This is a genomic window from Roseococcus sp. SDR, from assembly GCF_019083995.1.
In the GTDB taxonomy this organism is placed as follows: Bacteria; Pseudomonadota; Alphaproteobacteria; order Acetobacterales; family Acetobacteraceae; genus Roseococcus.
In genome coordinates this window covers 366,565-390,603 of the sequence record NZ_JAHRCU010000001.1, presented here as the reverse complement: position 1 = coordinate 390,603, position 24,039 = coordinate 366,565, and the positions used below count along the sequence as shown (strand labels likewise).

31 protein-coding genes are annotated in these 24,039 nt (G+C 70.2%); 14 read left to right on the top strand and 17 right to left on the bottom strand.

Annotated elements, in window-relative coordinates:
- Positions 1-12: 12 nt before the first annotated feature.
- From KTR66_RS01980 to KTR66_RS01960, 5 genes are all read right to left on the bottom strand, one after another.
- Positions 13-645 (bottom strand): hypothetical protein, encoded by a 633-nt coding sequence (locus tag KTR66_RS01980; protein ID WP_213609809.1) that lies wholly within the window; start codon positions 643-645, stop codon positions 13-15.
- On the bottom strand, positions 642-1,169 hold the full coding sequence (locus KTR66_RS01975; protein WP_213609807.1) for a hypothetical protein: 528 nt from the start codon (positions 1,167-1,169) through the stop codon (positions 642-644). Before KTR66_RS01975 ends, KTR66_RS01980 begins: the two co-directional genes overlap by 4 nt.
- Before the next feature lie 118 nt (positions 1,170-1,287).
- Positions 1,288-1,842: a hypothetical protein gene (locus KTR66_RS01970; RefSeq protein ID WP_213609805.1), complete on the bottom strand. Its 555-nt coding sequence runs from the start codon at positions 1,840-1,842 to the stop codon at positions 1,288-1,290.
- A 26-nt stretch (positions 1,843-1,868) separates the two neighbouring features.
- Positions 1,869-2,441 (bottom strand): hypothetical protein, encoded by a 573-nt coding sequence (locus tag KTR66_RS01965; RefSeq protein ID WP_213609803.1) that lies wholly within the window; start codon positions 2,439-2,441, stop codon positions 1,869-1,871.
- Positions 2,442-2,478: 37 nt separating this feature from the next.
- A complete protein-coding gene (locus tag KTR66_RS01960) occupies positions 2,479-2,997 on the bottom strand; it encodes a gamma carbonic anhydrase family protein (protein WP_213609801.1) in 519 nt (172 codons plus the stop codon).
- Positions 2,998-3,324: 327 nt separating this feature from the next.
- Between KTR66_RS01960 and KTR66_RS01955 the strand changes: the two genes are divergently transcribed.
- Complete coding sequence (locus tag KTR66_RS01955; RefSeq protein WP_213609799.1) at positions 3,325-3,696, top strand: thermonuclease family protein; 372 nt, start codon at positions 3,325-3,327, stop codon at positions 3,694-3,696.
- A gap of 112 nt (positions 3,697-3,808) precedes the next feature.
- Here KTR66_RS01955 and KTR66_RS01950 read toward each other — a convergent pair whose 3' ends face one another.
- Both KTR66_RS01950 and KTR66_RS01945 read right to left on the bottom strand, forming a co-directional pair.
- Positions 3,809-4,069, bottom strand: coding sequence for a SemiSWEET transporter (locus KTR66_RS01950; RefSeq protein ID WP_371818977.1), 261 nt, complete (start codon positions 4,067-4,069; stop codon positions 3,809-3,811).
- 49 nt (positions 4,070-4,118) lie between these two features.
- Complete coding sequence (locus tag KTR66_RS01945; protein WP_213609796.1) at positions 4,119-5,870, bottom strand: sulfatase-like hydrolase/transferase; 1,752 nt, start codon at positions 5,868-5,870, stop codon at positions 4,119-4,121.
- A 74-nt stretch (positions 5,871-5,944) separates the two neighbouring features.
- On the opposite strand from KTR66_RS01945, the gene KTR66_RS01940 reads away from it, so the two are divergent.
- Positions 5,945-6,583, top strand: coding sequence for a TetR/AcrR family transcriptional regulator (locus tag KTR66_RS01940; RefSeq protein WP_213609794.1), 639 nt, complete (start codon positions 5,945-5,947; stop codon positions 6,581-6,583).
- Between the two features lie 88 nt (positions 6,584-6,671).
- On the opposite strand, the gene argC is transcribed toward KTR66_RS01940, so the two are convergent.
- From argC to KTR66_RS01915, 5 genes are all read right to left on the bottom strand, one after another.
- Complete coding sequence (argC, locus tag KTR66_RS01935) at positions 6,672-7,613, bottom strand: N-acetyl-gamma-glutamyl-phosphate reductase (protein WP_213609791.1); 942 nt, start codon at positions 7,611-7,613, stop codon at positions 6,672-6,674.
- A 127-nt stretch (positions 7,614-7,740) separates the two neighbouring features.
- Positions 7,741-8,244, bottom strand: coding sequence for a 30S ribosomal protein S9 (gene rpsI, locus KTR66_RS01930; RefSeq protein ID WP_213609789.1), 504 nt, complete (start codon positions 8,242-8,244; stop codon positions 7,741-7,743).
- A gap of 3 nt (positions 8,245-8,247) precedes the next feature.
- Positions 8,248-8,718 carry a 50S ribosomal protein L13 gene (gene rplM / locus KTR66_RS01925; protein ID WP_213609787.1) on the bottom strand — a complete coding sequence of 157 codons (471 nt, stop codon included), beginning with the start codon at positions 8,716-8,718 and terminating at the stop codon, positions 8,248-8,250.
- A gap of 123 nt (positions 8,719-8,841) precedes the next feature.
- Positions 8,842-9,195, bottom strand: coding sequence for a hypothetical protein (locus KTR66_RS01920; protein ID WP_213609785.1), 354 nt, complete (start codon positions 9,193-9,195; stop codon positions 8,842-8,844).
- A 44-nt stretch (positions 9,196-9,239) separates the two neighbouring features.
- On the bottom strand, positions 9,240-9,596 hold the full coding sequence (locus KTR66_RS01915) for a hypothetical protein (RefSeq protein WP_213609783.1): 357 nt from the start codon (positions 9,594-9,596) through the stop codon (positions 9,240-9,242).
- Between the two features lie 106 nt (positions 9,597-9,702).
- Here KTR66_RS01915 and KTR66_RS01910 point away from each other — a divergent pair, with 106 nt between their 5' ends.
- From KTR66_RS01910 to KTR66_RS01855, 12 genes are all read left to right on the top strand, one after another.
- Positions 9,703-10,077, top strand: coding sequence for a hypothetical protein (locus tag KTR66_RS01910; protein ID WP_213609781.1), 375 nt, complete (start codon positions 9,703-9,705; stop codon positions 10,075-10,077).
- Between the two features lie 123 nt (positions 10,078-10,200).
- Positions 10,201-10,554 carry a hypothetical protein gene (locus KTR66_RS01905; RefSeq protein WP_213609779.1) on the top strand — a complete coding sequence of 118 codons (354 nt, stop codon included), beginning with the start codon at positions 10,201-10,203 and terminating at the stop codon, positions 10,552-10,554.
- 187 nt (positions 10,555-10,741) lie between these two features.
- Positions 10,742-11,104, top strand: coding sequence for a hypothetical protein (locus KTR66_RS01900; protein WP_213609777.1), 363 nt, complete (start codon positions 10,742-10,744; stop codon positions 11,102-11,104).
- A gap of 83 nt (positions 11,105-11,187) precedes the next feature.
- Positions 11,188-12,909, top strand: a complete 1,722-nt coding sequence (locus KTR66_RS01895; RefSeq protein WP_213609775.1) for a dihydroxy-acid dehydratase — start codon at positions 11,188-11,190, stop codon at positions 12,907-12,909.
- Positions 12,909-13,253, top strand: a complete 345-nt coding sequence (locus tag KTR66_RS01890; RefSeq protein ID WP_213609773.1) for a hypothetical protein — start codon at positions 12,909-12,911, stop codon at positions 13,251-13,253. Before KTR66_RS01895 ends, KTR66_RS01890 begins: the two co-directional genes overlap by 1 nt.
- A complete protein-coding gene (locus tag KTR66_RS01885; protein ID WP_213609771.1) occupies positions 13,250-14,080 on the top strand; it encodes an NADH-ubiquinone oxidoreductase in 831 nt (276 codons plus the stop codon). The genes KTR66_RS01890 and KTR66_RS01885 overlap by 4 nt, the downstream gene beginning before the upstream one ends.
- 19 nt (positions 14,081-14,099) lie before the next feature.
- On the top strand, positions 14,100-15,278 hold the full coding sequence (locus tag KTR66_RS01880; RefSeq protein ID WP_213609770.1) for a M20 aminoacylase family protein: 1,179 nt from the start codon (positions 14,100-14,102) through the stop codon (positions 15,276-15,278).
- Positions 15,271-15,831: a chromate transporter gene (locus KTR66_RS01875; protein ID WP_213609768.1), complete on the top strand. Its 561-nt coding sequence runs from the start codon at positions 15,271-15,273 to the stop codon at positions 15,829-15,831. Before KTR66_RS01880 ends, KTR66_RS01875 begins: the two co-directional genes overlap by 8 nt.
- Entirely contained in the window at positions 15,828-16,346 is a 519-nt protein-coding gene (locus KTR66_RS01870; RefSeq protein WP_213609766.1) for a chromate transporter, read from the top strand. Before KTR66_RS01875 ends, KTR66_RS01870 begins: the two co-directional genes overlap by 4 nt.
- The gene (locus KTR66_RS01865; protein WP_213609764.1) at positions 16,343-16,906 is read left to right on the top strand and encodes a chromate transporter; all 564 of its coding nucleotides are present in this window, start codon (positions 16,343-16,345) and stop codon (positions 16,904-16,906) included. Before KTR66_RS01870 ends, KTR66_RS01865 begins: the two co-directional genes overlap by 4 nt.
- Complete coding sequence (locus KTR66_RS01860) at positions 16,903-17,445, top strand: chromate transporter (protein WP_213609762.1); 543 nt, start codon at positions 16,903-16,905, stop codon at positions 17,443-17,445. Before KTR66_RS01865 ends, KTR66_RS01860 begins: the two co-directional genes overlap by 4 nt.
- Positions 17,446-17,499: 54 nt before the next feature.
- On the top strand, positions 17,500-18,552 hold the full coding sequence (locus KTR66_RS01855; protein ID WP_213609760.1) for an alpha/beta fold hydrolase: 1,053 nt from the start codon (positions 17,500-17,502) through the stop codon (positions 18,550-18,552).
- Between the two features lie 58 nt (positions 18,553-18,610).
- Here KTR66_RS01855 and KTR66_RS01850 read toward each other — a convergent pair whose 3' ends face one another.
- The 5 genes from KTR66_RS01850 to ntrB all read right to left on the bottom strand — a co-directional run bounded on the left by KTR66_RS01850 (position 18,611) and on the right by ntrB (position 24,035).
- Positions 18,611-20,569, bottom strand: a complete 1,959-nt coding sequence (locus KTR66_RS01850) for an alpha/beta hydrolase domain-containing protein (RefSeq protein WP_213609758.1) — start codon at positions 20,567-20,569, stop codon at positions 18,611-18,613.
- Positions 20,570-20,686: 117 nt separating this feature from the next.
- On the bottom strand, positions 20,687-21,499 hold the full coding sequence (locus tag KTR66_RS01845) for an aspartate dehydrogenase (RefSeq protein ID WP_213609756.1): 813 nt from the start codon (positions 21,497-21,499) through the stop codon (positions 20,687-20,689).
- 101 nt (positions 21,500-21,600) lie between these two features.
- Positions 21,601-22,083 (bottom strand): cyanase, encoded by a 483-nt coding sequence (gene cynS / locus KTR66_RS01840; RefSeq protein ID WP_213609754.1) that lies wholly within the window; start codon positions 22,081-22,083, stop codon positions 21,601-21,603.
- Positions 22,084-22,214: 131 nt separating this feature from the next.
- On the bottom strand, positions 22,215-23,048 hold the full coding sequence (locus tag KTR66_RS01835; protein ID WP_213609752.1) for an ABC transporter ATP-binding protein: 834 nt from the start codon (positions 23,046-23,048) through the stop codon (positions 22,215-22,217).
- 135 nt (positions 23,049-23,183) lie between these two features.
- The gene (gene ntrB / locus KTR66_RS01830; protein WP_213609750.1) at positions 23,184-24,035 is read right to left on the bottom strand and encodes a nitrate ABC transporter permease; all 852 of its coding nucleotides are present in this window, start codon (positions 24,033-24,035) and stop codon (positions 23,184-23,186) included.
- Positions 24,036-24,039: the final 4 nt, after the last annotated feature.

Here is a 24,039-nt window from a genome sequence, read left to right as displayed (position 1 = left end):
CCGCAAAGTGCCTCAGTATCCCGTCCCGGGCCCGAGGCCCGTGGTGCTGTTCCCGAAGATCTGACCCTCGACCATCATGCGATGGTCCACCTCCGTCATCTGCACCTGCCGCGCCACTTCGTCCCGCACGGCCGTGATCGCGAGCGTGGCATCGGGGAAGGCACTAGGCTCCGTCAGCCGGCTGATCACCGGGCGCGCCCCCGGCAGCACGAAGATGGGCGAGGCGAGCGCCACCTGAATCGATGGCGTATCACCCCGCGTCAGCGCGCGCGAAGCGAGGATCAGCGCGGAAACCGCGGCCTCCGGCGTGGTATCGGGCAGGATGCCCAGCGCCTCCCGCCCCTCGGCCACGGCGCGCCGCGTGGCGAACATGTAGGAGTCCGGCAACTGCGCGAGGCGCCGGCCCAGGCGGAACTCGCCGCCGATCCATTCCAGCCGCGCCACCGCCAGGGCCGTGGCCGCCGGCCGGTTGAGCAGCCTTGCGCCACCATCGGCGAAGTCGGCCGCCGCGGCGTTCAGGATCGCCATGGTGGGGTTGGCCGTGACGCGGCCCGCCAAATCGAGCGGCGGCTCGGGCGGGCGCGGCGTCGTGAGTTCGGTGCAGGCACCGAGCAGCGGCGCCAGCAGAACGAGCCGCCGCCTCACCACCGGAACCGTCGCACAGGGAATTGCGCCTCGAACTCCGCGCGTTGCGCCGCTGCCGCGGCCCGCGACGTCTCCGGCAGAGGGGGCATGGCGGCGAGCCGCGCCGCGACCTCGGGCGGCAGCGACGCCGGGGGCGCCGCGCCGGGCGTCCGTGCCATGGCATAGAGCCCGTCAATCACAGGCTGCGCCGGCTGGCCGGCCGGGATGCCGAGCGCGGCGCGCCACTCCGCCCGCCCTTGCGCCAATTGCCAGGGCAGCAGCGGGTCACGCTGCTGATAGCGCGGATCGAACGGCAGGGCGGCGGCCAGGAACTCCATATCGGCGATGGCACGCGCCATCGCCGCGGGCTGGCCGGCAAGCCGTGCCGGATCCGCGAACACATAGGCCGCGCGCGAGACGGCGGCGCGGGTCGGATCACCGGCGCCCTCCACCGAATCGCGCGGCAGCCGCACCGGATCGGGCAGGGTCACCTCCGCGCAGCCGCCCAGCAGGGCAAGCGCGAGAAGGCCAGCACCCAGCCTCATGACGCGTTCTTCAAGGCTGAACACGCCTCCACGCGCCTCACAGCGCGATCCATCTCCACGCGCCTCACAGCGCGATGCGCCTCCACGCGCCTCACAGCGCGATGCGCCTCCACGCGCCTCACAGCGCGATGCGCGAAGCGGATGGCGGCTGCAGCGCCTGCTGCGCGGTGGCCACGGCGGCGGCCGTGTTGGGCAGGCGCGGCAGGGCCGAAAGCTGCGCCACCGTGGCGCTCCCGCCCTTGCGGAAGAGGCTCTGCGGCAGGGCAGCGGCGGCCGCATCGGCATTGCCGGCATCGAGCGCGCGGCTCGCGGCGTAGAGCGCATTGATCACGGGCTGGGCCGGCGCGTCGGGCGCGATGTCCAGCGCGCTGCGCCACTCGCGCCGCGCGATGTTCAGGTCCGGCACCAGGGTGGAGGACGCGTGGGTGATGCTCATGTTCTGGGGCAGGTCCACCGCCAGGAACTCCATCTGCGCGATGGCGCGCGCCGCATCGGCCGGCTGGCCCGCGGCGGGGCTGCGCTGCGCGAAGACGGCATTGGCGCTGATCACGGCCGTCCGCATCGGGTCGCCCGCCCCCACCACGGCGTCACGTGGCAGGCGCGCGGTGTCGGGCGGCGGCGTCTGGGCGCAGGCGGCGAGCAGCGGGAGCATCAGCAGGAAGGAACGGCGCATATCGATTTTCCTCAACAGGTCAGAACTCATGGGTGGGCGCCGCCGCCGCCGCCGCCGCTGCCACCCGGGCCACCGCCGCTCTGGCGCTCGCTCTCGATCCGGTACAGCTCGCGTTCGGCCAGCGCCGTCGCGTCCCGTGCCACCGGGAGATCGGGTGGCAGGGTGAGCTGCGCAAGGGATTGCGCAGGCTCGATGAAAAGGCCGGGGGGCAGGAAGATCTCATTGCCCCGTTCCAAGGCGCGCGAGGCGCCAAACAGGCCATCCGCCACCGCCTGGGGGCTGGCCCCGGGCACGACGCCGAAGCTCCGGCGGATCTCCTCCCGCGCCGCATCGAGGGCGAGGCCGGTCGTCGGCGTGTATTCGCTCCAGCGCACCCCCCAGCGATAATCGGCCGCCATGAACTCGACCAGCGCTGCGGCGCGCAGCTTCGCCGAGGGCGCGGCCGGTGTGCCCAGCGCATAGGCGCTGGCGAGGATGGCCGAACGCATCGGGTCCGCCGTCACCTGCAGCGCATCGGGCGGCAGGCGCACGGCGGGCGGAAGCTCGCCCGTGGCGCAGCCCGCCAGCAACAACGCCGGAAGAAGGACCCTGTTCAGCATCGGTTCAGCTTAGACCCCCCTTCCCGTATCGCCCAAGTTACGAAATGGAACGGTGGCGCCCGGCCAGTTCCACATAATGCGGCGCCGTCCGGTCGAAACCGGCCCGCGCCTCCTCCGTCAGCACCCGCACCAGCTTGGCGGGGTTGCCCATCCAGAGCTCGAGCACGCCGATCCGCTTGCCCGGCGGCAGCACCGAGCCCGCGGCCAGCACGCCACCCGCCTCGATCACCGCATCATCCAGCACGGTCGCCCCCATGCCCACGAAGGCCCGGTCCTCCAGGCGGCAGGCATGGATGATGGCCGCATGCCCCACCGTCACATCGGCGCCGATGATGGTGGATTGCCGGCCCGCATTCACATGCACGATGGTGCCGTCCTGGATGTTGGTCCTTGGCCCGATGCGGATGATGTTGGTGTCCCCGCGCAGCACGCAATGGTACCAGATGCTGGCTTCCTCGGCGATTTCCACATCGCCGATCACGGCCGCCGTCGGCGCCACCCAGGCGCGCGGATGCACGACGGGCGTCTTGCCCTCGAAGGTGTAGAGCGGGCCCATCACGCGGCCCCCTTGCTGTTCGTCCCGGTCATGCGGCGGTTCCCCTTTTCTCCAGCTTCCGATCTTGCCCCTGGGCCAAAACGAGGTCCACCGCGCTTTCGGACAAATCGGCCACCCGCTGGCGGCCTCCCGGCCCTGGTGATGCCGGGCGCGGCGCGCCATCCATCCGCCCGCGCAACGCGCGCCATTCCGCCCCGCGAGGGGCGTCCTTTGAAAGCCATGAAGGAAGGGGACTTGAACATAACAAGAACATACGCTAGGAAGGGGCATGAAATCAACGGGAAAGCCCCTCCCCTGCGCCGCCGACGCCCGACCCGCCGCCTGCTCATGCTCCTGATCACCGGCGCCACGCTGATCGCCGCCTGGCTCGGCTGGCAGCCCGCCCCCCTGCTGGCCTGCCGCGCCCTGGATGGCGACACGATCCGCTGCGGCGAGACACGCATCCGCCTCATCGGCCTCGATGCACCCGAATTGCGCGCCCGCTGCGAAGCGGAGCGCCGCCTGGCCGCAGCCGCGACGGAGCGCCTCGGCACCCTGCTGGAAGGCGGCGTCCGGCTCAGCGAGACGGGCGAGGACCGCTTCGGCCGCACCCTCGCCGTGGTGCGCAATGCCGAGGGCGAGGACCTGGCCGCGGTGCTGATCCGCGAGGGGCTGGCCCGCGCCTATCACGGCCGCGGCCCGCGCGAGGGCTGGTGCTGAGGGCGGCCCGCATCCGGATGCGGTCACCCGGGACCACGCTCCGTCGCGCCGCCGATGCCCGGACCCTGCGAGGTGACCGCGCGAGGTGATGGCGGCCGGGCCCGCGCCCTCGTCAGCCGTGCCGCAGCTTCAGCACGAGGATGACCGAGGCAAGGGTGAGCGTCACCGCATTCGCGAGGATCAGCGGCAGGTCGCCGATCAGCAGGCCATAGGCCAGCCAGGCGCTCATCCCCACCACCATCAGCACGAACATGCCCAGCGAGACATCGGCCGTGGAGCGCGTGCGCCAGGTCTTCACCACCTGTGGCACGAAGGCGAGCGTGGTGCAGCAGGCGGCCGCGAGGCCGATGGCAGAGACGAAGGCTGATTCCACGCGGCAGGCTCCTTGGCGCGGAGCGTCTCCTACAGCGCCGGCGCCGCCCTCACAAATCCACCCGATCAATGGTCCATTCGATGCGCGGGATGTCCGGCATCTCCCGCCCGTCATCCACGCCGATCTCGGCCACGATGGCGCGCTCCAGCTTGGCGCGCATCGCCTCGATCAGTGCCGCGTTCCCCGCGCGGTCGAGGGCGAGGTTGCGCACCTCCTGCGGATCGGTCGTCAGGTCGAAGAGCTCCACATCATTCCAGCGGTACAGCTCATCCAGGTTCTCCGGCCTGTTGCGCTGGATGGGCGCGAAATAGCGCGTGAAGCGATAGCGCCCGTCGAAGATGCTCCGCAGGCTGCCGCGCTTGGAGAGGTCCGGCTGGAACCCCTGGCGCTTCAGTTCCTCCTTGGGATCGAGGCCCGCGACGCGCGCCGCCCGCACCGCCTGCCACAGCGCGGAATCATTCGTGCCGAGGCCGCTATAGGTGAAGAGTGCCGCTTCGCGCACCGCATTCACCTCCGCCCCGGCGGGGTTGGTCATGAGCGGCGTGAGGTCGCGCCCCGGCAGGCTGCGCCGCGCCAGCTCCGCCACCCGGCCGGGTGCGACCCCCGCCATGCCGAGCAGCGTGGGCACCATGTCGATATGGCTCGAGAGCGCCCGGCAATCCTGCCCGCCCCGCACATCCGGATGCGTGATGTAGAGCGGCAGATGCGTCGTCTCCTTGTAGGCGAAGGGGCCCTTGCCGTGCAGGCCGTGCGCGCCCGCCATCTCGCCATGATCGGCGGTGAAGACCATCGCCGTGCGGTCGGCGACACCCAGCGCATCCAACTCGCCCAGCAGGCCGGCCAGCGAGTTGTCCACGTTGCGGATGCAGTTGATGTAGTAGTCGTGAAAGCGCCGCCAGCGCTCGGCCTCACGCGGGATATGGCCCAGCACCACATCCCAGGTGCGCAGGAATTCCCGATGCGCGCCGGGGCGCCCCGGGGCGTCGAAGCTTTCGTTCAGCGTGGGCGGCACCGGCGTGTCCCAGGTGGCGCGGTAGAGCGCGTGGTCCGGCGCGCGGCGTGGCGTGTTGAGCAGGCCCGGCACCTCCTGCACCGGCTGGCCCGGCAGGTCCGTGTTGAAATACATCACGTCATGCGGGTTCACGAGGCTGACGAAGAGCGCCCAGGGCCGCCCCTGATCCTGCAATTCCCGCCCATGCCGGCGCAGCCAGGTGACCGCGCTGCCGGCGATCAGGTGGTCGAACTCGAAGCCGCCGCGCGCATGGCCGATGATGTCGCCGACACCGTTGTAGTCGGCGAAGCCGTGCCCCTCCATCTCGCGGGTGAAGAGGCGCTCCGGCTCCTGGCTGTCGAAGGTATCGTTCAGGTGCCACTTGCCCTTGTAGGCGGTGTAGTAGCCGGCCTGTCGCAGCATGTGGCCGATGGTGGGGATGCTGTCCGGCAGCTTCTGCACCCAGGGCACGTCCGTGTTCTCGAACATGCGGTTGTCGGGCGTCTGCAGGCCCGTCATCAGCACGGCACGGGAGGAAGTGCACATCACCGCCGGGCATTGATGGGCGTGGAAGGTGATGCCCGCCCGCGCCAGGCGCTCATGCCCCGGCAGCGAGAGACCGGCGGGCCATTGCGCCGCATAGCGCTCCTGGTCGGTGAAGATGAAGAGCAGGTTGGGCGGGCGGCGACTGCCGCCGCGCAGCGCGAGGCCGGGGGAAGCGGGCTGCGCCTGGACCTGGCCCTGCGCGAGGGTGGCGCCGGCCGCGCCCCAGAACAGGCCGCGGCGGGTGGGTTGCGGCATGTGGGTCATGGGGCTGTCCTTCCTGGCTCGATCCGGATTGACGCTATTGTCAAATTGACGATTTCGTCAATATGATCTTTCCCATGATAGCCAAGCCCGCCTCCCGCGCCGAGATCGGCCATGCCCGCCGCGCCCGCACCCGCGCGCGGCTGGTGGGCGCGGCCACGCAGGTGTTTGCCCGCCTCGGCCCCGATGCACCGGCGCTGGAGGATGTGGCGCATGCGGCCGGCGTCGCGCGCGGCACGATCTACAACCACTTCGACACGCGCGAGGCGCTGCTGAAGGCCGTGGCGATCGAGGCCGCCGAGGTGATCGGCCTCGAGATCCTGCCGCTGCGCGCCTGGCGGGACCCGGCGGCGCGGCTCGCGGCCACGCTGCGCTGCTACATCCGCCGGGCGGGGGCCGAGCCCGAATGGGGCTGGGCGGTGGTGCGGATCGCTTTCGTCGCGGCCCCCTTGGGCACGGGGATGACGCAGGATCTCGGCCAGGATCTGCGCGAGGGGCTGGAGAGCGGACGCTTCAGCGCAGCCTCGATGCAGGCGGCGGCGGATATCGTGCTGGGCGCGGGCATCCTCGGCATGCGCGCCGTGCTGCGCGGCGAGGCGCCGCCCGGCCATGCCGAGGGCGTGGCGCTGGCCGTGCTGCGCGCCTTCGGCGTGGCGGATGCGGAGGCGGTGGCTGGGCTTCCGCTCGCCCTGCCCGGCCTGCCCTGGGCTGAATGATGTCGAAGGTCCCGGAAACTGGTGAAAACCACGCAGGTTTTCACCCAGGCGGGAGAGCGCGAGAGGGCAGCGCCCTCTCGCAACCAAGTCACGCCGCCAGCGGCAGCGCCTTCTCCACATCCACGCCCAGCATCAGCCCGAGGTTCTGCACCGCGGCCCCGGACGCGCCCTTGCCGAGATTGTCGAGCCGCGCGACCAGCACCGCCTGGCCGTGTTTCTCATTCCCATAGACGCGCAGCTCCAGCATGTTGGAGCCGTTCAGCGGCTCCGGCTCCAGCCGCGCGGCCGGGTCGGCCGGCATCACGCGCACCCAGCCCGACTTGGCGTAGCGCGCGGTGAGAGCCGCTTCGAGGTCCGCGGGCTTGGGCTTGCCCGGCAGCGCGTCCAGGTGCAGCGGCACGCTCACCAGCATGCCTTGGGCGAAATTGCCGACGCTGGGCACGAAGATGGGCCGTGTGGTGAGCCCGCTGTAGCGCTGCAGCTCGGGCACGTGCTTGTGCTCGAGCGCCAGGCCGTAAAGGAAGAAGGGCGCCGCCGTGCCCTCGTCGAACTCCGCGATCATCGCCTTGCCGCCGCCCGTGTAGCCCGAGACGGCGTTCACCGTGATCGGGTGGTCAGCGGGGATGATGCCGGCATCCACCAGCGGCCGCAGCAGCGCGATGCCGCCGGTCGGGTAGCAGCCCGGGTTCGCCACCCGCTTGGCCTTCGCGATCAGATCCGCGTGGCCCTCCGTCAGTTCCGGGAAGCCATAGACCCAGTCCGGGTTCACGCGATGCGCGGTGCTGGCGTCCAGCAGCTTGGGCGCGGCCTCGCCCATCTCGGCGGCGATGGCGGCCACTTCCTTGGCGCCGGCATCGGGCAGGCAGAGCACGACGGCATCCACCTCCTGCATCAGGCGGCGCTTGGCGGCGGGGTCCTTGCGGTCCGCCTCCGCGATGGAGCGGATGGTGATGGCGGGGTGATTCTGCAGGCGGGCGCGGATCTGCAGCCCCGTCGTCCCGCTTTCGCCGTCGATGAAAATGCTCGCCATGTGAACCTCCGTATGGGTGCAGAGTGCAGCAGGTGGTGGTGGAAAAGCAAAAGGGGCGGACCCTTGCGGATCCGCCCCTTTCGTATGTCCGGCATGCAGGCCGGGCGTGACGCCCGGATCCTGGACGTCAGCGCTTGGAGAACTGGAAGGAACGTCGGGCCTTGGCCTTGCCGTACTTCTTGCGCTCGACCGCACGCGGATCGCGCGTGAGGAAGCCCGCCTTCTTCAGGATGCTGCGCAGCTCCGGCTCGTAGTTCACGAGCGCGCGGCTGATGCCATGGCGCACCGCGCCGGCCTGGCCCGAGAGGCCGCCGCCGGTGACGGTCGCGACCACGTCGAAGGCCTGGTAGCGGTCGGCCACCAGGAAGGGCTGGGCGATCAGCATGCGCAGCACGGGCCGCGCGAAATACTGCGTGGCCGGCTTGTCGTTGATGGTGAACTTGCCCTTGCCCGGCATCACCCAGACGCGGGCGACGGATTCCTTGCGGCCACCCGTGGCATAGGCGCGGCCCTGGGCGTCACGCTTCGGCTGGGCGGGGGCGGCGGCCTCGGCGCCCGGGGCGGCGGTGGCCGCGCCCTGCACCAGGCTCTTGAGGTCCGCGAGGGAATTGGCGGTGGTCTGCTCGCTCATGACTTAGGCGACCTTGTTCTTGCGGTTCATGGCGGCGACGTCGAGGGCCACCGGCTGCTGGCCGGCATGCGGGTGCTCGGTCCCGGCATAGACGTGCAGGTTCTTCATCTGCTTACGGCCCAGCGGCCCGCGCGTGATCATGCGCTCCACCGCCTTGGTGATGACGCGCTCGGGGTAGCGGCCGTCCAGCAGCTGGCCCTTCGAGCGCTCCTTGATGCCGCCCGCATAGCCGGTGTGCCAGTAGAACTTGGACTGCGCGGCCTTGTCGCCCGTCAGCTTCACCTTGCCGGCATTCAGGATGACGACATGGTCGCCGCAATCCACATGCGGGGTGAACTGGGGCTTGTGCTTGCCGCGCAGCCGGTTGGCGACGATGGTGGCGAGACGGCCGAGCACGAGGCCCTCGGCATCAATCACCCACCAGTTCTTCGTCACCTCGGCCGGCTTCAGCGAGCGGGTCTGTGTGCTGAGCATGATAACCTTCAAATACGCTGGATATGGGGCGGGTGTTTGACGCGTCGCGGCCGCGAGGTCAAGCCATGTCTGGGATTTTTCGCTGCGGTATCATCATACCGCAGAATGCCGCGAAGCCGGGCCTCAGCCCAGGTCGCGGCACATCAGCGTGGTATGCGCCTGCATCTCGGACACGTCGTAGCGGTGCAGCACGCCCAGGGCGAGGGAAAAGCGCTGGTGCAGGCCCGGCTGCAGGGTGATCGCCGCGCCATTGGGCCAGCGTGGGGAGGTCCGCGGCAATTCCATCGTCACCCGCACCTCCATGCGCTGATGCGCCACCAGCTCGACCACATAAAGGTAGGTCCAATTCGCCTGCGGCACCGAGCTGTAGATGGCGGTGAGGCGCGGCCCGCAGGGGGTGGGCGCATCGGCGCGCGCGGCGGCGGCGCCGAGCGGCAGGGCGAGCAGGGCGAGGGCGGCGGGGCGGATCATGGGCATGCGGGCAGCCTCGCAGCCCGGGCTTAACGCCCCGTGAAGCGCCGCTAATCGCACATCAGCGTGGTGCGGGCCTGCATCTCGGCGTCGCTCACGCGCGGGCCTTCCCACACCGCATAGACATCCTTCCGCGAGGAACCCGCGAGGAGCACCATCCTGCCGCCATTGGGCCAGACGGAATCCGCGCCCGGCAGCGTCATCGTCACGCGCATATGCACCGACTCATGCGCGGTGAGCTGGATGAGATAGGCGAAGCGCGTGCCCGCCTGCTGCAAGGAGGAAAAGACGGCGGTGACGCGCGGGCCGCAGGGCATGGGCGCGCGGCCGGCCTCCGCCGCCGGGGCCAGCGCGAGGGCGAGGCCGGCGATCAGGAGGCAGGGCGCGATGGCTCGGCGGATGGGCATGCGCGCGAGCCTGGCGCGGCCGGGTTAACAGAGGATGAGGCGGGCCATTCGTCTCTCGGAAAGCCGGCCCGTGGGAGAGGGGCGCATGCCGCCCCAAGGATCCGACATGCGCCCGCTCCTCCTCCTGCTCCCCGCCCTGCTCCCCGCCCTGGTCCTCGCCCCGCCGCCCGCCGCGGCGCAGGCCCCGATGGCCTGCGCGCTGAACAGCACCTACCAGAACCTCAGCGTGCGGATTCATCTCCAGGCCGCCAATGGGCAGGATGTGACGCCCGCCACCTGGAAGTCGTTCCTCCCCATGATGGAGATCTGCAATCCGCTCCAGGGCGCCGCTTCGGTGCGCTACGAGGTGACCATGGGCTTCGTGACGCCGGGCGCCGTGCCGCTCATCATCTGCGCGGTCACGGTCAGCCAGCCGAGCGGGCGCGCGCTGATGATGGTCACGGGCGGCCCCGGCGCGCCGCTCCAGTGCAATATCCAATAGCCGCCCTGCTGACGGCGCCGCATCCACGCCATCGGCCGGGCCGAACGCCGCCACCGGCCGCACCGATTGGCAAGGCCGCGCCGCGCCTTGCATGATCAGCCCTGCATCTTCCGCGAGGCCATCATGCGCAAGCTCCTCCTGCTGCTTCCCCTGCTGGCCGCGCCGCCGCCCGCCGCGGCGCAATCGGGCAGCCAGGAATTCTGCCTCGCAAACCGCCTGAACTTGACGCCGACAAGGGTCAAGATCACCCAGATCACAGCCAATGGCAGGGAGGCCACCAACGACTGGGTGCGGGTTCCACCCATGTCGCGGCATTGCGCGCGCTTCGTGCGAGCGCATGCGGTCCGGTTCCAGGTGGAAGCCCGGCAAATCGTCGACTGGGCGTTTGTGTGCAACTGGACCGTCAGCCAGCCCAGCGGCGGAGCAATCCTGCGCGTAACCGGGAACCTGTCCACGATCACATGCGGTTGGGAATAGGCGGCCCGCGCCTCTCAAGAGCGCCGCGGCCCCGGCCCGCCGCGCCCATGCGACATCCAGGAGCCGCCCGAGGCACGGCGCCGCATTCCCGCCATCGGCCGGGCCGAACGCCGCCACCGGCCGCACCGATTGGCAAGCGCGCGCCGCGCCCTGCATGATCCGGCCTGCATCTTCCGCGAGGCGAACCATGCGCAAACTCCTCCTGCTCCCCCTGCTCGCCCTGCTCGCCGCGCCGCTGCCCGCCGCGGCGCAGTCGGGAAGCCAGCTCTTCTGCTTCGCGAATGACACGCTGGTCATGCTGTTCCGGGTGAAGATCATCCAGATCACCGCCGATGGGCGGGAAGCGGTCAATGACTGGACCAACGTGCCGGGCAAGTCCCGCCACTGTGAGCGCTTCGTCCGGCCGCATGCCGTCCGGTTCGAGGTCGAGAATCGCAATGGGGGCTGGGAATCCTCCACACCCTGCAACCGCACGATCACCCGGCCGAGCGGCGGGGCGGTCCTGCGCACGACCGGAACCGTCCTCAGCTTCAACTGCGCGTGGGAGTAGGCGCGGGCAGCAGCACGGCACGGGGCTTCGCCCGCCGCGCCATCCGGCCTAAGACTGGCCCCAAGCCAGCAGGAGAGCGCGCCATGACCGACGACACCAGCAACCCCGCCGCCCATGGCCCCATCGCGCATGGATTGGGCCGCAACGCCGCGAATTACGGCGACCGCGAATTCGCCCTCTATCTGCGCCGCAGCTTCGCCGCCTCCATGGGCTATTCCAAGGATGCGCTGACCCGCCCCGTGGTCGGCATCGTGGACACGGCCAGCGACTTCAACAATTGCCACCGCTCCGTGCCCGACCTGATCGAGGCGGTGAAGCGCGGCGTCATGCTCTCGGGCGGGCTGCCCATGGCGTTTCCGACCATCAGCCTTTGCGAGCCCTTCCTGACGCCCTGCTCCATGCATTACCGCAACCTCATGGCGCTCGACACCGAGGCGATGGTGAGCGCGCAGCCCATGGATTCCGTCGTCCTCATCGGCGGCTGCGACAAGACGGTCCCCGCCCAGCTCATGGCCGCCGTCTCGGCCGATGTGCCGGCGGTGATGCTCGTGACCGGCCCCATGAGCGCCAATCGCTACCAGGGCGAGCGGCTGGCCGCCTGCACCGATTGCCGCCGCTACTGGGCGCGCTACCGCTCGGGCGATGTGAGCGAGGCGCGCATCAATGAGGTGGAGAACGCGCTGGCCGTCACCGCCGGCACCTGCGGCGTGATGGGCACGGCCAGCACCATGGCCTGCCTGGTCGCCACGCTCGGCTTCATGCCGCTGGAAGGTGCGAGTGCCCCCGCCGTCCATGCCGACCGCCTGCGCATCGCCGAAGAAGCCGGCCGTCTCGCCATGGGCCTCAAGGTCCGCCCCTCCGAGATCATGACGATCGAAGCGGTCGAGAACGCCATGCGCGTGTTGCTGGCGCTCGGCGGTTCCACCAATGCGCTCGTGCATCTCGCCGCCATCGCCGGCCGCGCCGGGCTGCGCGTGGACCTCAAGCGCCTGGATGAGATGAGCGACGAGACGCCCGTGCTGGTGGACCTCAAGCCCACCGGCGAAGGCTATATGGAAGACTTCCACTTCGCCGGCGGCATGCGCGCCCTCCTCTGGGAAATCCGCGACCTACTGCACCTGGAGACGCGCGACGTCTATGGCCGCACGCTCGCCGAGCGCATCGGCGATGGCTCGCATTTCGTGGACCGCACCTACATCAAGGCGCGCGAGAAGCCGGTCTCGCCCGTCGGTGGCCTCGTCGCCCTCTTCGGCTCGCTCGCACCCGATGGCGCGATCCTGAAGCGCTCGGCAGCCACCCCCTCCCTTTTCGAGCATGAGGCGCGCTGCATGGTCTTCGACAGCGTCGAGGACCTGGCCGAGCGCATCGACCGCGATGATCTCGACGTGACCGCCGACACCATCATGATCCTGAAGAATGCCGGCCCGCTTTCCGCCGCCGGCATGCCCGAGGCGGGCTACCTGCCGATTCCGAAGAAGCTCGCCCGCGCGGGTGTGAAGGACATGGTGCGGATGAGCGATTGCCGCATGTCCGGCACCGCCTTCGGCACCGTCGTGCTGCACATCGCGCCCGAGGCCCAGGCCGGCGGCCCGCTCGCCTTCGCCGAGACGGGCGACCGCATCCGCCTCTCGGTGAAGAGCCGCAGCCTCGACCTGCTGGTGGATGACGCGACCCTCGCCGCCCGCCGCGCCAAATGGTCGGCGCGTGCCAGGCCCAAGCGCGGCTGGGACCGCCTGGTGCATGAGCAGGTGCTCCAGGCGCCCGACGGCGCGGATCTCCGCTTCCTGCGCAGCGAGGGCGTGTGATGCGCCTGGCCCTGCTCGGCCTGCTCGCGCTGGCGCCGTCCGGACTGCACGCCCAAGGGGCGGCGGCGAACGAGCATGGCGGGCAGATCTGCTGGGCGCTCGCCACCTCCGCCCAGCCCACCGCCGAGATCATGCAACGCATCACCGAGGAACGCTGCCAGCGCGGCGATGCGCTGATGGTCATCGGCCTGCGGCAGGAGGCCCTGCCCATCGCGGCCGGCTTCTGCGACCTCAACCATCCGATCACGCTCGAACAAGCGGATGGCACGCGCTCCCTCCTCTGCACCTATGCCGGCCAGCGCCGCATGGGCCGCAACGGGCAGGAGCGCCCGCGGCCGCGATGATCGCCATCATCGGCGCCTCCGGCCGCTCGGGCGCGACGCTGTGCCGGGCGCTGGGCCAAGCTTTCCGCGCCGTGGTGCGCGATGCGGCGAAATGGCTCTCCCTCGGCATCCCCGCGCCGCATGCGGTGGCCGACCTGCGCGACGAGGCCGCGCTGCGCGAAGCCCTGGCCGGCGCCACCACCATCATCTCCTGCGCGCATGCGCGGCACATCCCGGCCATCCTCGCCGCCGCCCCACCCACGGCCCGCTTCGTCTTCATGGGGAGCACGCGGCGCCATTCGCGCTGGCCGGATGCGCATGGCGATGGCGTGCGCGCCGGCGAAGCCGCCTTCCTCGCCAGCCGCCGCGCGGGCGTGCTGCTGCACCCCACCATGATCTATGGGGCGGAGGGCGAGGACAATGTCCAGCGCCTCGCCGCCCTGATGCGCCGCCTGCCCGTCCTGCCCTTGCCCGGCGGCGGCGCCAGCCTGGTGCAGCCCATCCACCAGGATGACGTGACCCGCTGCCTGATCGCGGCCAGCACGCGCGGCAACACAGCGCCCGAGGTCACCATCATCGCGGGCCCCGAGCCCCTGCCCTATCGTGATTTCTGCGCCGAAGTCGCGCGCGCCGCCGGCATCGCGCCGCGCCCCATCCTGCCCATCCCGGCCGGGCTGCTCATGGCGCTGAGCCCCCTCACCCGCGCCCTGCCCTTCCTGCCCCGCATCGGCGCCGAGGAAATCCGCCGCCTGACCGAGGACAAGGCCTTCGACATCGCCGCCATGCGCGAAACGCTGGGCGTCATCCCCATCCCCCTTGCGGAAGGTCTCAAGCGGACGTTCTGTTGAGGCCACAGGAGAGCTTCCCATGCCCATCATCAACCGCATCGCCGAATTCCATCCCGAGATGACGGAATGGCGCCGCGATTTCCACATGCATCCCGAGCTCGGCTTCGAGGAGCATCGCACCGCCGGCATCGTGGCCGAGAAGCTGCGCCAATTCGGCTGCGACGAGGTCGTGACCGGCATCGCCAAGACCGGCGTGGTCGGCGTCATCCATGGCCGCAATGGCAAGACCGGCCGCGCCATCGGCCTGCGCGCCGACATGGACGCGCTGCCCATCGAGGAAGCGACCGGCCTGCCGCATGCCTCCACCATCCCCGGCAAGATGCATGCCTGCGGCCATGACGGCCACACCACCATGCTGCTGGGGGCCGCCAAGTACCTCGCCGAGACGCGCAACTTCGACGGCACGGTCTATGTCGTCTTCCAGCCGGCCGAGGAGAATCTGGCCGGCGGCGGCGTGATGGTCCAGGAGGGCCTCTTCGAGCGCTTCCCGATGGAGCGCATCTTCGGCCTGCACAATTGGCCCGCCATGCCGGAGGGCACCTTCGCCTGGCGCGAGGGCCCGGTCATGGCCGCCGTCGCCAACCTCGAAGTCACCATCACCGGTAAGGGTGCGCATGGCGCGCTGCCCTTCCAGGGCAATGATCCCATCGTGATCGCGGCCGCCATCGTGCAGGCGCTGCAGAGCGTGGTGGCGCGCAACCTGGATGCGGCGGATGCCGGCGTGATCACCATCGGCCACATCAATGGCGGCCACACCTACAACGTGATCCCCGAGACGGTGACCATGCTGGGCACCGCGCGCTGGTTCCTGCCGGAGGTGGGGGACATGCTGGAGGCGAAGTTCAAGTCGCTCGTCACCGGCATCGCGGCGAGCTTCGGCGCCACGGCCACCGCCGAATTCCTGCGCGCCTATCCCGCCACCATCAATGAGGGCGAGAGCACGCAGCTGGCCAGGCGCGCGGCCCTCGCCGTGGCCGGCGAGGCGCGCGTCGCGCATATGCCCAAGCCCACCATGGGGGCCGAGGATTTCGCCTTCATGCTGAATGCGCGCCCCGGCGCCTATCTCATGCTGGGTGGGGCGAAGACGGGGAACGAAGCCAGCGTCCACCACCCGCTCTACGACTTCAACGACGACATCCTGCCCATCGGCGCCAGCTACTGGGTGACGCTGGCCGAGCAGCTGCTGCCCCGTGGCTGAAGCGGAGCCGAAAATCCCGGGCAAGCTCGAGCTCTTCCTGGGCTATGCGAAGATCGGGCTGCTGGGCTTCGGCGGCGTCGGCCCCTGGTCGCGCCATGTCATCGTGGAGGAGCGCAAATGGCTCTCCGAGCGCGACTATGCCGAGGTGCTGGGCCTCGGCCAGATCCTGCCCGGGCCCAATGTGGGCAATGCCTCGGTGATGATCGGCCGGCGCTTCCACGGGCTCGCGGGTTCGCTGATCGCGACCAGCGGGCTCTATATCGGCCCGCTCTGCATCCTGATCCTGCTGTCCGTCCTCTATGACCAGTTTGGCACGCGGCCCGGTGTCGCACCCTTCATGCAGGGTGTGGCCGCCGCTGCGGCCGGCATGGTGATCGGCACCGCGATCAAGATGGGCCAGAACCTCCGTCCGCCGCCCGAACTGATCCTGGTCGGCCTCCTCGCCGTCGCGGGTGCGGCCTTCCTGCGCCTGCCCTTGCCGCTCATCGTGGTCGTGCTCGCGCCGCTCGGCATCTTTCTCTCGCTGCGGCGATCCTGGAAGCGCGCGCCATGACCCTGCTGCTGCAGATCCTGCTGGCCTTCGGCACGCTCTCGCTGCTTGCGATCGGCGGCGCCAATGCCGTCCTGCCCGAGATGCATCGCCTGGTGGTGGAGGTGCATGGCTGGATGGATGACGCCACCTTCAGCCAGCTCTTCGCCCTCGCCCAGGCCGCACCCGGGCCGAACATCCTGGCCGCCTCCGTCATGGGCTGGCACATCGCGGGCGGGGCCGGCATGGCCATGGCCACGATCGGCATGCTGCTGCCGGCCGCCATCCTGGCCTATGGCATGCAGGGGCTGACGCACCGGCTGCGCGGCAACACCTGGCTGAAGCCCGCGCAATTCGGGCTCGTCCCCTTGGCGGTGGGGCTCATCGCGGGCTCGGGCGTCATCATGGCGCAGGCGGCGGGGACGAACCTGCTCAGCTTCGTCATCATCGCCGTCTCCACCATCTTCGTCTGGCGCACGAAGTATTCGCCGCTCTGGGTGCTGGCGGGCGGCGGCGCGCTGGGGCTGCTGCTGCTGTGAGCGGGGAGCCGCGCGCGCATCCTTCCAACCGCGCGCTCTTCCTCACCTATCTGCAGATCGGGCTCACCAGCTTCGGCGGGGTGAATGCCTGGGCCCGCCACGTGCTGGTCGAGCAACGCGGCTGGCTGACCGAGCAGGAATATGCCGAGACGCTGGGCCTGGGCCAGGTGCTGCCCGGCCCCAATGCACTCAACACCGCGATCGGCGTCGGCACGCGCTTCGGCGGCGCCCTGGGCGCGCTGGCCTGTGCGCTCGGCCTCTTCGCCGGGCCCATGGCGCTGCTGGCGGGCATCGCGGCGCTCTATGACGCCTATGGGCAATGGCCGCTGGTGCGCGCCACGCTGACCGGCATCGCCGCCGCCGCGGCCGGCATGGTGCTGGGCACCGCGATCAAGATGGCCGTGAAGCTGAAGCCCTCGCTGCCCCTGCTGCTGGTCGGCCTCACCGCGCTCTCGCTCGCGCTGCTGCGGGCCCCCCTGCCCTATGTGGTGCTGGGCCTCGCGCCCTTCGGCCTCGCCGCCGCCTGGTGGGCCTTGCGGCAGGACGGGGGGCGGAAATGAGCGACGGCGACGATCTCTCGGCCCTGGTCTGGGGCTTCCTCGGGATCTCGCTGCTGTCGGTCGGCGGTGGTGTGGCGGCCCTGCCCGAGATGCACCGGCTGATGGTCGAGACCCATGGCTGGATGGATGACCTCGCCTTCTCCAAGCGCTATGCGCTGGCCCAGGCCGCGCCCGGCCCGAACGTCATGGTCGTCGGCCTCTTCGGCTGGCATGTGGCCGGCATCACCGGGATGTTCGCGGCCATGCTGGCCATGTGCGGGCCCACCTCGATCCTCGCCTATGCCTTCTGCCGGCTGCGCGGGCGCCTCCAGGGCGCGCTGGCCATGCGCGTCTTCGAACGCGGGATGGTCCCCATCGCCGTCGGGCTCATCGCCGCCTCCGGGCTGCTGCTGGCGCAGGGTGCCGCCTTCGGCACGGGCGGCACGCCGCTCGCCATCGCGATTTCCATCGCCAGCACGCTCTTCGTCTGGCGCAGCCGGTTCAGCCCGCTCTGGGTGCTGGGGGCGGGTGCGGCGATCGGGGCGCTTTTCCTGCATTAATTGTATTGCTGACCCCCCTATTGCGCGTAAAAGTTGCATGCCATTCTGGCAAACATGAACACGACGGTCTATTTCGCCACCAACCGCCAGCTCCTCGGCGATGGCAGCCTCCCCGCCCATTACGCGGGCGAGAGCGGCCCCGCCGGCCAGCCCGGTCGCGTGACCCATGCCGTCGGTTTCGTGGAAGGGACCGACCTCGCGCAGCTCCAGGCCGGGCGCCTCGCCCGCATCGAGAGCGTGGCGGCGGATGACTTCGCCGAGACGGTCCAGGCCGACCTCAGCTCCGGCCGTAACCTGCTGGTCTTCATCCACGGCTTCGCCAACAGCTTCACCGACAGCATCACCCGCGCCGCCTTCAACCGGGAATGGCTCGCCGCCTCCGGCATCCCGGCGGCCGATTGCAGCGTGGTCAGCTTCTCCTGGCCTTCCCGCGGCGTGGTGGTGAACCCGGGCGATGTGCTGGGCGGCATCGCGCTCGGCCCCATGACGCTGGCGCTCAAGCTGCTGGGCATCACCGCCTCCCCCCTCGCGAACGCGTATTTCGAGGACCAGGCCGCCGCCGCCGCCTCCGCCGCCGATGTGATCAGCTTCCTGGATCGCCTCCGCCCCGCCATGAAGCGCGTCCAGCGGCGCGGCGGGCGCGTCTTCCTGCTCGCGCATTCCATGGGCAACTGGGTGCTGGAGCACGCGCTGAACCGCTGGGCTTCCATGGGCCTTCCGAGCGGCGTCCTCTTCGACGAGGCGTTGAGCGCGGCGGCCGATACGCCCTATGCCGAAGCGGGCCGCGGGCCCGCCTGGCTCGGCCATCTCGCCAAGCTATCCGGCCGCCTCAGCCTGTATCACTCGGCGGGCGACCAGGTGCTGCGCCTCAGCCAGGTGGTGAACAACGTCCAGCGCCTCGGCCGCAGCGGGCCGACCGACCGCACCGACCTCACGCGCTACCCGCGCGAGAGTTGCCGCTTCGTGGATTGCGAGCGGCTGCCGGATACCGGCCCTGGCCTCAGCCTCGATTCCAGCCACCAGTTCTACCGTCGCATCCCGGAGGTGCGGGACGACATGGCCCGCGTGATGGATGACCGGGGCGCGGGCGGGCGCGTGGTGCTGTGAGCCAGGCCCGACCGCCCCGGGTGGCAGGCCCGGGGCGTGAACCGGCCTCGCCACCTTGCTATCGCAGGCGGGCCAGCGTGCCCGCCTCGGCCGCCGCCACCATCGCCGCCGCATCCTCGGCCAGCAGCAGCCGCTCCGTCACCAGTCGCTCCGCGCTCGCGCGCACGGCGGCGACATAGGCGGCCTGATCAGGCCAGCGCTCCGCGATGGAGGGGCGCGGGTCGCGGCGGGCTTCACGCTCCTCGCGCGTCGCGGCGAAGGCGAGCGCGGCACCCTGGTTCGTGCAGAGCGCCCCGGCGCCGAAGCCCTGGGCGCGCGGATTGTAGCCCGTATAGGTGGCGCGCGCGGCCGCGATCACGGGCAGGCGGATGCCGGCCACCGCATTGCCATCCGGATCCAGCGTCGGCACCAGCACGGGCCAGGCGCCCACGGCCCGCGGCGGCATCACGCCGAGATCGAGCCGGTAGGCCGGCGTGATGGAATCAGGCGCCACCATCCCCGGGATGGCCGGGAAGGTGAAGTTCACAGCGCCCTCACCCCGCCGCGCCAGATTCCCCGAGCTTCGCAGCGTGCCGTCGGCGACCGTCGGCGTGCGTGAGGCCGGTGGCTCGGCGCCCTGGCGGATCCATCCCTCCATCGCCACCATCAGCGCGCGCATGGGCGCGCCGGCCTGGAGCGGGTTGAGCGGCATGGCGCAGAGCTGGCCCTGCTGCGCCCAGGCATCGGCCGTCGCGTAATGCGGGTGGCCGGTGAACATATAGGCCCGCACATTGGCCGGCAGCGCGACATGGCCGCCCGCCGCGTCGGTCACGGTCAACGAGCCGCGCGCGCCCCAATATTCGAATTCGCTGTCGGTCTGCATCACGCGCGGGCAGTTCCGGCGCTCGGTGCAGCGGCGCAGCAGACCGTCCGTGGCACCACTCAGCGGATCGGTCGTGTCGGCATAGGTGAAGGGGAACTGGTCAGCCGGATAGAGCCGGTCCGTGTGGTCCGAGGGGTTGCGCCCGGGCTGCGCCCAGCGGGCGTTCACATCGGTGCGCCGCGCGCCCGGGATATGCGGCACCATGCCCTCGAAGACCTGGCGCCCGGCCGTGTCCTCGTTGAAGCCCAGATAGATCGCATCTCGCAGGAAGCGGCCGGATTGCGAGACGCCGAGCGTCACCGCCCGCGCCGAGGCGCGCCCCGCCTGCGGGTTTCCCGGCGCCTCGCCATGGCGCAGTGCCGCCGAGACGTCGCGGAAGGCGGCGAAGCCCAGGCCCATCACGCCCGGATCGCGCGCCGTATAGGTCACCTCATAGATCGCGCCGGCGTCGAAGCCCTCGGGCCGCGTGATGGAGATCCGATCCGGCGCGGTGAAAGCGACGGCGAGTCCCGGCGGCGTCTGCCGCGCATCCTCGGTCCGCGCGCGCACCGTGACGCGCAGGCTGGCCGGGTCCGCCGGCTCATAGGTGAGCTGGCCGCTCGCCGGATTGGTGCGGTTGTCGAAGACGAATTCGTCGCGGACCGCGCCGGTCACATTCGGCACGCGCGGCACCTGCACCCGCATGCCCGCACCCGGCGTCGGGTCACCCTGCCAGCCGATCCAGGCGAGGGTATAGCCCTGGCGGAACATCCAGCCATTGCCGGCATCGGCCGCACTCGCGTAGCGGCCATTGCTGGCGCCCGGCGCGTCGTTCAGCAACTGCCCGATGATCTGCCGGCCGCGATTGGGCGGCTCCACCAGCAGCGTCCCATTGGCCCGTGCGGGGTCGGTGGGGCGAAGGATCAGCACATCCGCCACCGCCTCGACGCGACCGGCCGCGTTGCGGGGCGCGAGGCCGATATCGGCGATCACCGCGTTGCGCGGATCGGCCGGGTCGAGGGCCACGGTTGCGCGCCCGCGGATCAGCTCATAGCCGCCGACAGCGCCGAAGCTGGCGCCGCCATAGGCCGGCATGGGCGCTTCCATCTCGAAGCGCGCCACCTGCGCGGCGGCGGGCGTGGCCGCGAGGGCCAGCATGAGCGCGATGTTTCGCATCGGGTGTTTCCTCGGATTCTTGCCTTCCCGCATTTCCCGAGTCGCCACGCGAGTCCGCATGGCTTGGAAATGCTTCGGACACCCAGCTTGGCCGCGCCCCCGCCCCGCGCGCAAGCCTCAGCTGCCGACCTTCAGCGTGCTCGTCATGCCGCGCAGGCAGGCCAGGATCGAGAGCGGCGTGATCTTGCCCGTGCGCGGGTTCTCGACGCTCGGCACGTTCTCGATCGTCATGGTCAGCCGCACCTCGGCACTTTCCACGCGGATGGTGTGCTGGTTGCGCGTCATCGCCGGGTCCGCCCAGATCTCGACCATGGTGCGCGTGGGCCCGATGCCGGCCATGGCGAGGGCGGCCGCCACATTCACATTGGCCGGGAAGCCCTGCGCCGCGTCGAAGGCATTGCCCTTGAAGATCATGGTGGGCGTGGTGATGGCCAGCACGTCGATCTTCTGCTGGTCGAGATAGGGCGCGCCCACCAGGCCGCCCGGCGGCTTGCGCGTCTCGATCGTGACGGAGGAGACATTCCCCTCCGCCGCCGCGCGCACCGCGTCCAGGCCCAGCAGCGCGCCGGTCGGCACGATGATCCGCGCGCCGGTCTCTTTCGCGCGCTCCACCAGATGCATGCGCGGCAGCAGCGCGCCGCAGGAAGAGGGCACGAAGACGCGCCCGCGTGCGATGGCGGCAGAGGCCACTTCCTCGAAGACGGCGGCGGGTGCCGCTTCCACCACGATGTCCGCCAGCTCGGCCAGCTGCGCCAGCGGCACGATGGCTGGCTTGTTGGCGAAGCCCGCGATATTGGCCGCGGCCTTCGCCTGGTCCTTGGCACTCACCGCGACGAGCCGCAGCCCCTGCACGCCCTGATCCAGCGCGCGGGCCAGATGCAGCCCGATGGCGCCCAGGCCAGCGATACCGACCGTCAATTCCCCAGACATGAAAACCCTCCCGAGAGACCCCAGCAGGGATAAAGCACCTGACGGCGCTGCCGCAAAGTCATGGAGTCTGGGGCCTTTCGGCCCCAGCCGCCGGAGGCCCCTTACTCCTCCTTGAACCCATAATCCTGGATCCCCTGCTCATTCCCGTAATACTTGTAGGGCAGGAACTTGCCGGACATGGTGATCTTCACGCGGTCGCCCTTCGGGTTCGCCACGCGCTCGAAATCGAAATCGAAATCGATGGCGGACATGATGCCGTCGCCGAACTCTTCCTCGATCAGCGCCTTCCAGGCCGGGCCGTTCACCATCACCATCTCGTAGAAGCGATAGATCAGCGGGTCGGTCGGCGGCATGGGCGTGCCGCGATAGGGCACCTCGTTCAGCATCCGCTCCTCGACTTCCGTCAGGCCGAACAGCTTCGCGGCCTTGGCGGCCAGCGGCTTCACGAGCTTCATCTGGCCGTGTAGCGCGCCCACGATCAGCGTCGGCGAGATGCCGCCGATCTCCTCGCAGATGTACTTCCAGGTCCAGTTCTTCTCGCGCTTGATGTCGAGGATCTTTTCCGTGAGCTGAGCGCGGGTCATGTTCTTTCTCCTCAAGCGCCGGCGCGGGCTCCGCCCGCTTGGCTTCGGCGCGCGGCGGTCGCGCCGTTGGCATGGTCCCTGGGGCGCCGCCGGCCGCTGTGCGGCCGGACCCTGGGGGTTGGGGTTGAAATTCAGCCGCCGAGTTCGACGACGGGCGGGTTGCGGGCGTCGTAATCGGCGGGCGGTGTGCCCGCCAAAGTCCGGCTGCGCGTGATCAGGAAATCCATGATGTGGTCGCGCAGCGGGTGATAGCCCGGCATGTGGTGCAGATCGGCCCGGGTGCGCGGGCGCGGCAGGCGGTTGTGCAGCACCTCCGCCACGCGCGCCTCGGGGCCATTGGTCATGAGCAGGATGCGGTCGGCCAGCAGGATGGCTTCATCCACGTCATGCGTGATCATGAAGGCGGTCTGCCCCGCCTCGGTCACCAGGCGCGAGACCTCCTCCTGCAACGTCCCGCGCGTGAGCGCATCGAGCGCCGAGAAGGGCTCGTCCATCAGCAGCAGCTTCGGGTTCACCGCCAGCGCGCGGGCGATGCCGACACGCTGCTTCATGCCGCCCGAAAGCTGCGAGGGCTTGCGCTCGGCGGCCTGGGCCAGGCCCACGCGCGACAGCGCCTCGCGCGCCGCCTCACGCACGCGCGCCTTGTCCCAGGAAGGGTTCCGGCAGGAGACGGCGAAGGCGACATTCTGCTCGGCCGTCAGCCATGGCATCAGCGCATGGCCCTGGAAGATCACGGCGCGCTCGAGCGAGGGGCCTTCGATCTCGCGCCCCTCCACCAGCACCACGCCCTCGCTCGGCGTGTCGAGCCCGGCCAGGATGTTCAGGATGGTCGTCTTGCCGCAGCCCGAATGGCCGACCAGGCAGACGAACTCGCCCTTCTCGATGGTGAACCAGACATTCTGGAACACGGTGAGGCCAGGAAATTTCCGCGCGATTCCTTCCACGGACACAATGCGATTGGTCACTTGTTTGCGCCCCTCAGACGGCGGGCGGCCGCCTCCGCGGCCTTGCCTTCGGAACGCTGAAGCGTTCCGCCGCGCCTGTTCGGCGCGGATTCTCCATGCGCACGCCGGAGCGCATCAGCCTGGTCTTGCATGTTCCTACTCCTGCCAGGCCACGGCCTGGGCGATGAAGCCCAGCAGCCGGTCGAGCGCCAGGCCCACCAGCCCGATCATCAGGATCGCGATCACGATGTCCGCGATGGAGAGGTTGTTCCACTGGTTCCACACCCAGTAGCCGATGCCCGTGCCACCCACGAGCATCTCGGCGGCCACGATCACCAGCCAGGCGATGCCGATGGAAATCCGCATCCCCGTCAGGATGGTGGGGGCGGCGGCGGGCAGGATCACGCGCATCGCCGTCTTCCAGCGCCCGGCTTCCAGCGTGCGCGCCACGTTCAGCCATTCCTTGCGCACCGAGGCCACGCCGAAGGCCGTGTTCAGCAGCATCGGCCAGATCGAGCAGATGAAGATCACGAAGATCGAGCTGATCGAGGAATCCTTGATCGTGTAAAGTGCCAACGGCATCCAGGCGAGCGGCGAGACCGGCCGCAGCACCTGGATGAAGGGGTTCAGCGCCGCATTCAGCAGCGGCGACATGCCGATCACGAAGCCCAGCGGAATCGCGATCACGGCCGCCAGCAGGAAGCCCGCCATGACGCGCCAGAGTGACCAGGCGATCTGGATGCCGATGCCCTGGTCATTCGTGCCGCGCTGGTGGAAGGGGTCGCTCAGCAGCTCGACCAGGCGCTTGCCGATATCGGTCGGCGCCGGCAGGGCCGTCTGGCCGCCGCGCGCGGCCTCCGGGCTCAGCAGCGCGGCGAGCTCGGGGTCCACCGTGGCGGCGCCGCCGGTGGCATTGCCCTTCACGGCCATTTCCCAGGCGAAGAGAAGGGCGAAGAGCAGCGCGGCCGAAAGCAGCGCGGCCCGCCAGACCGGAACCGTGGTGTTCATGAGG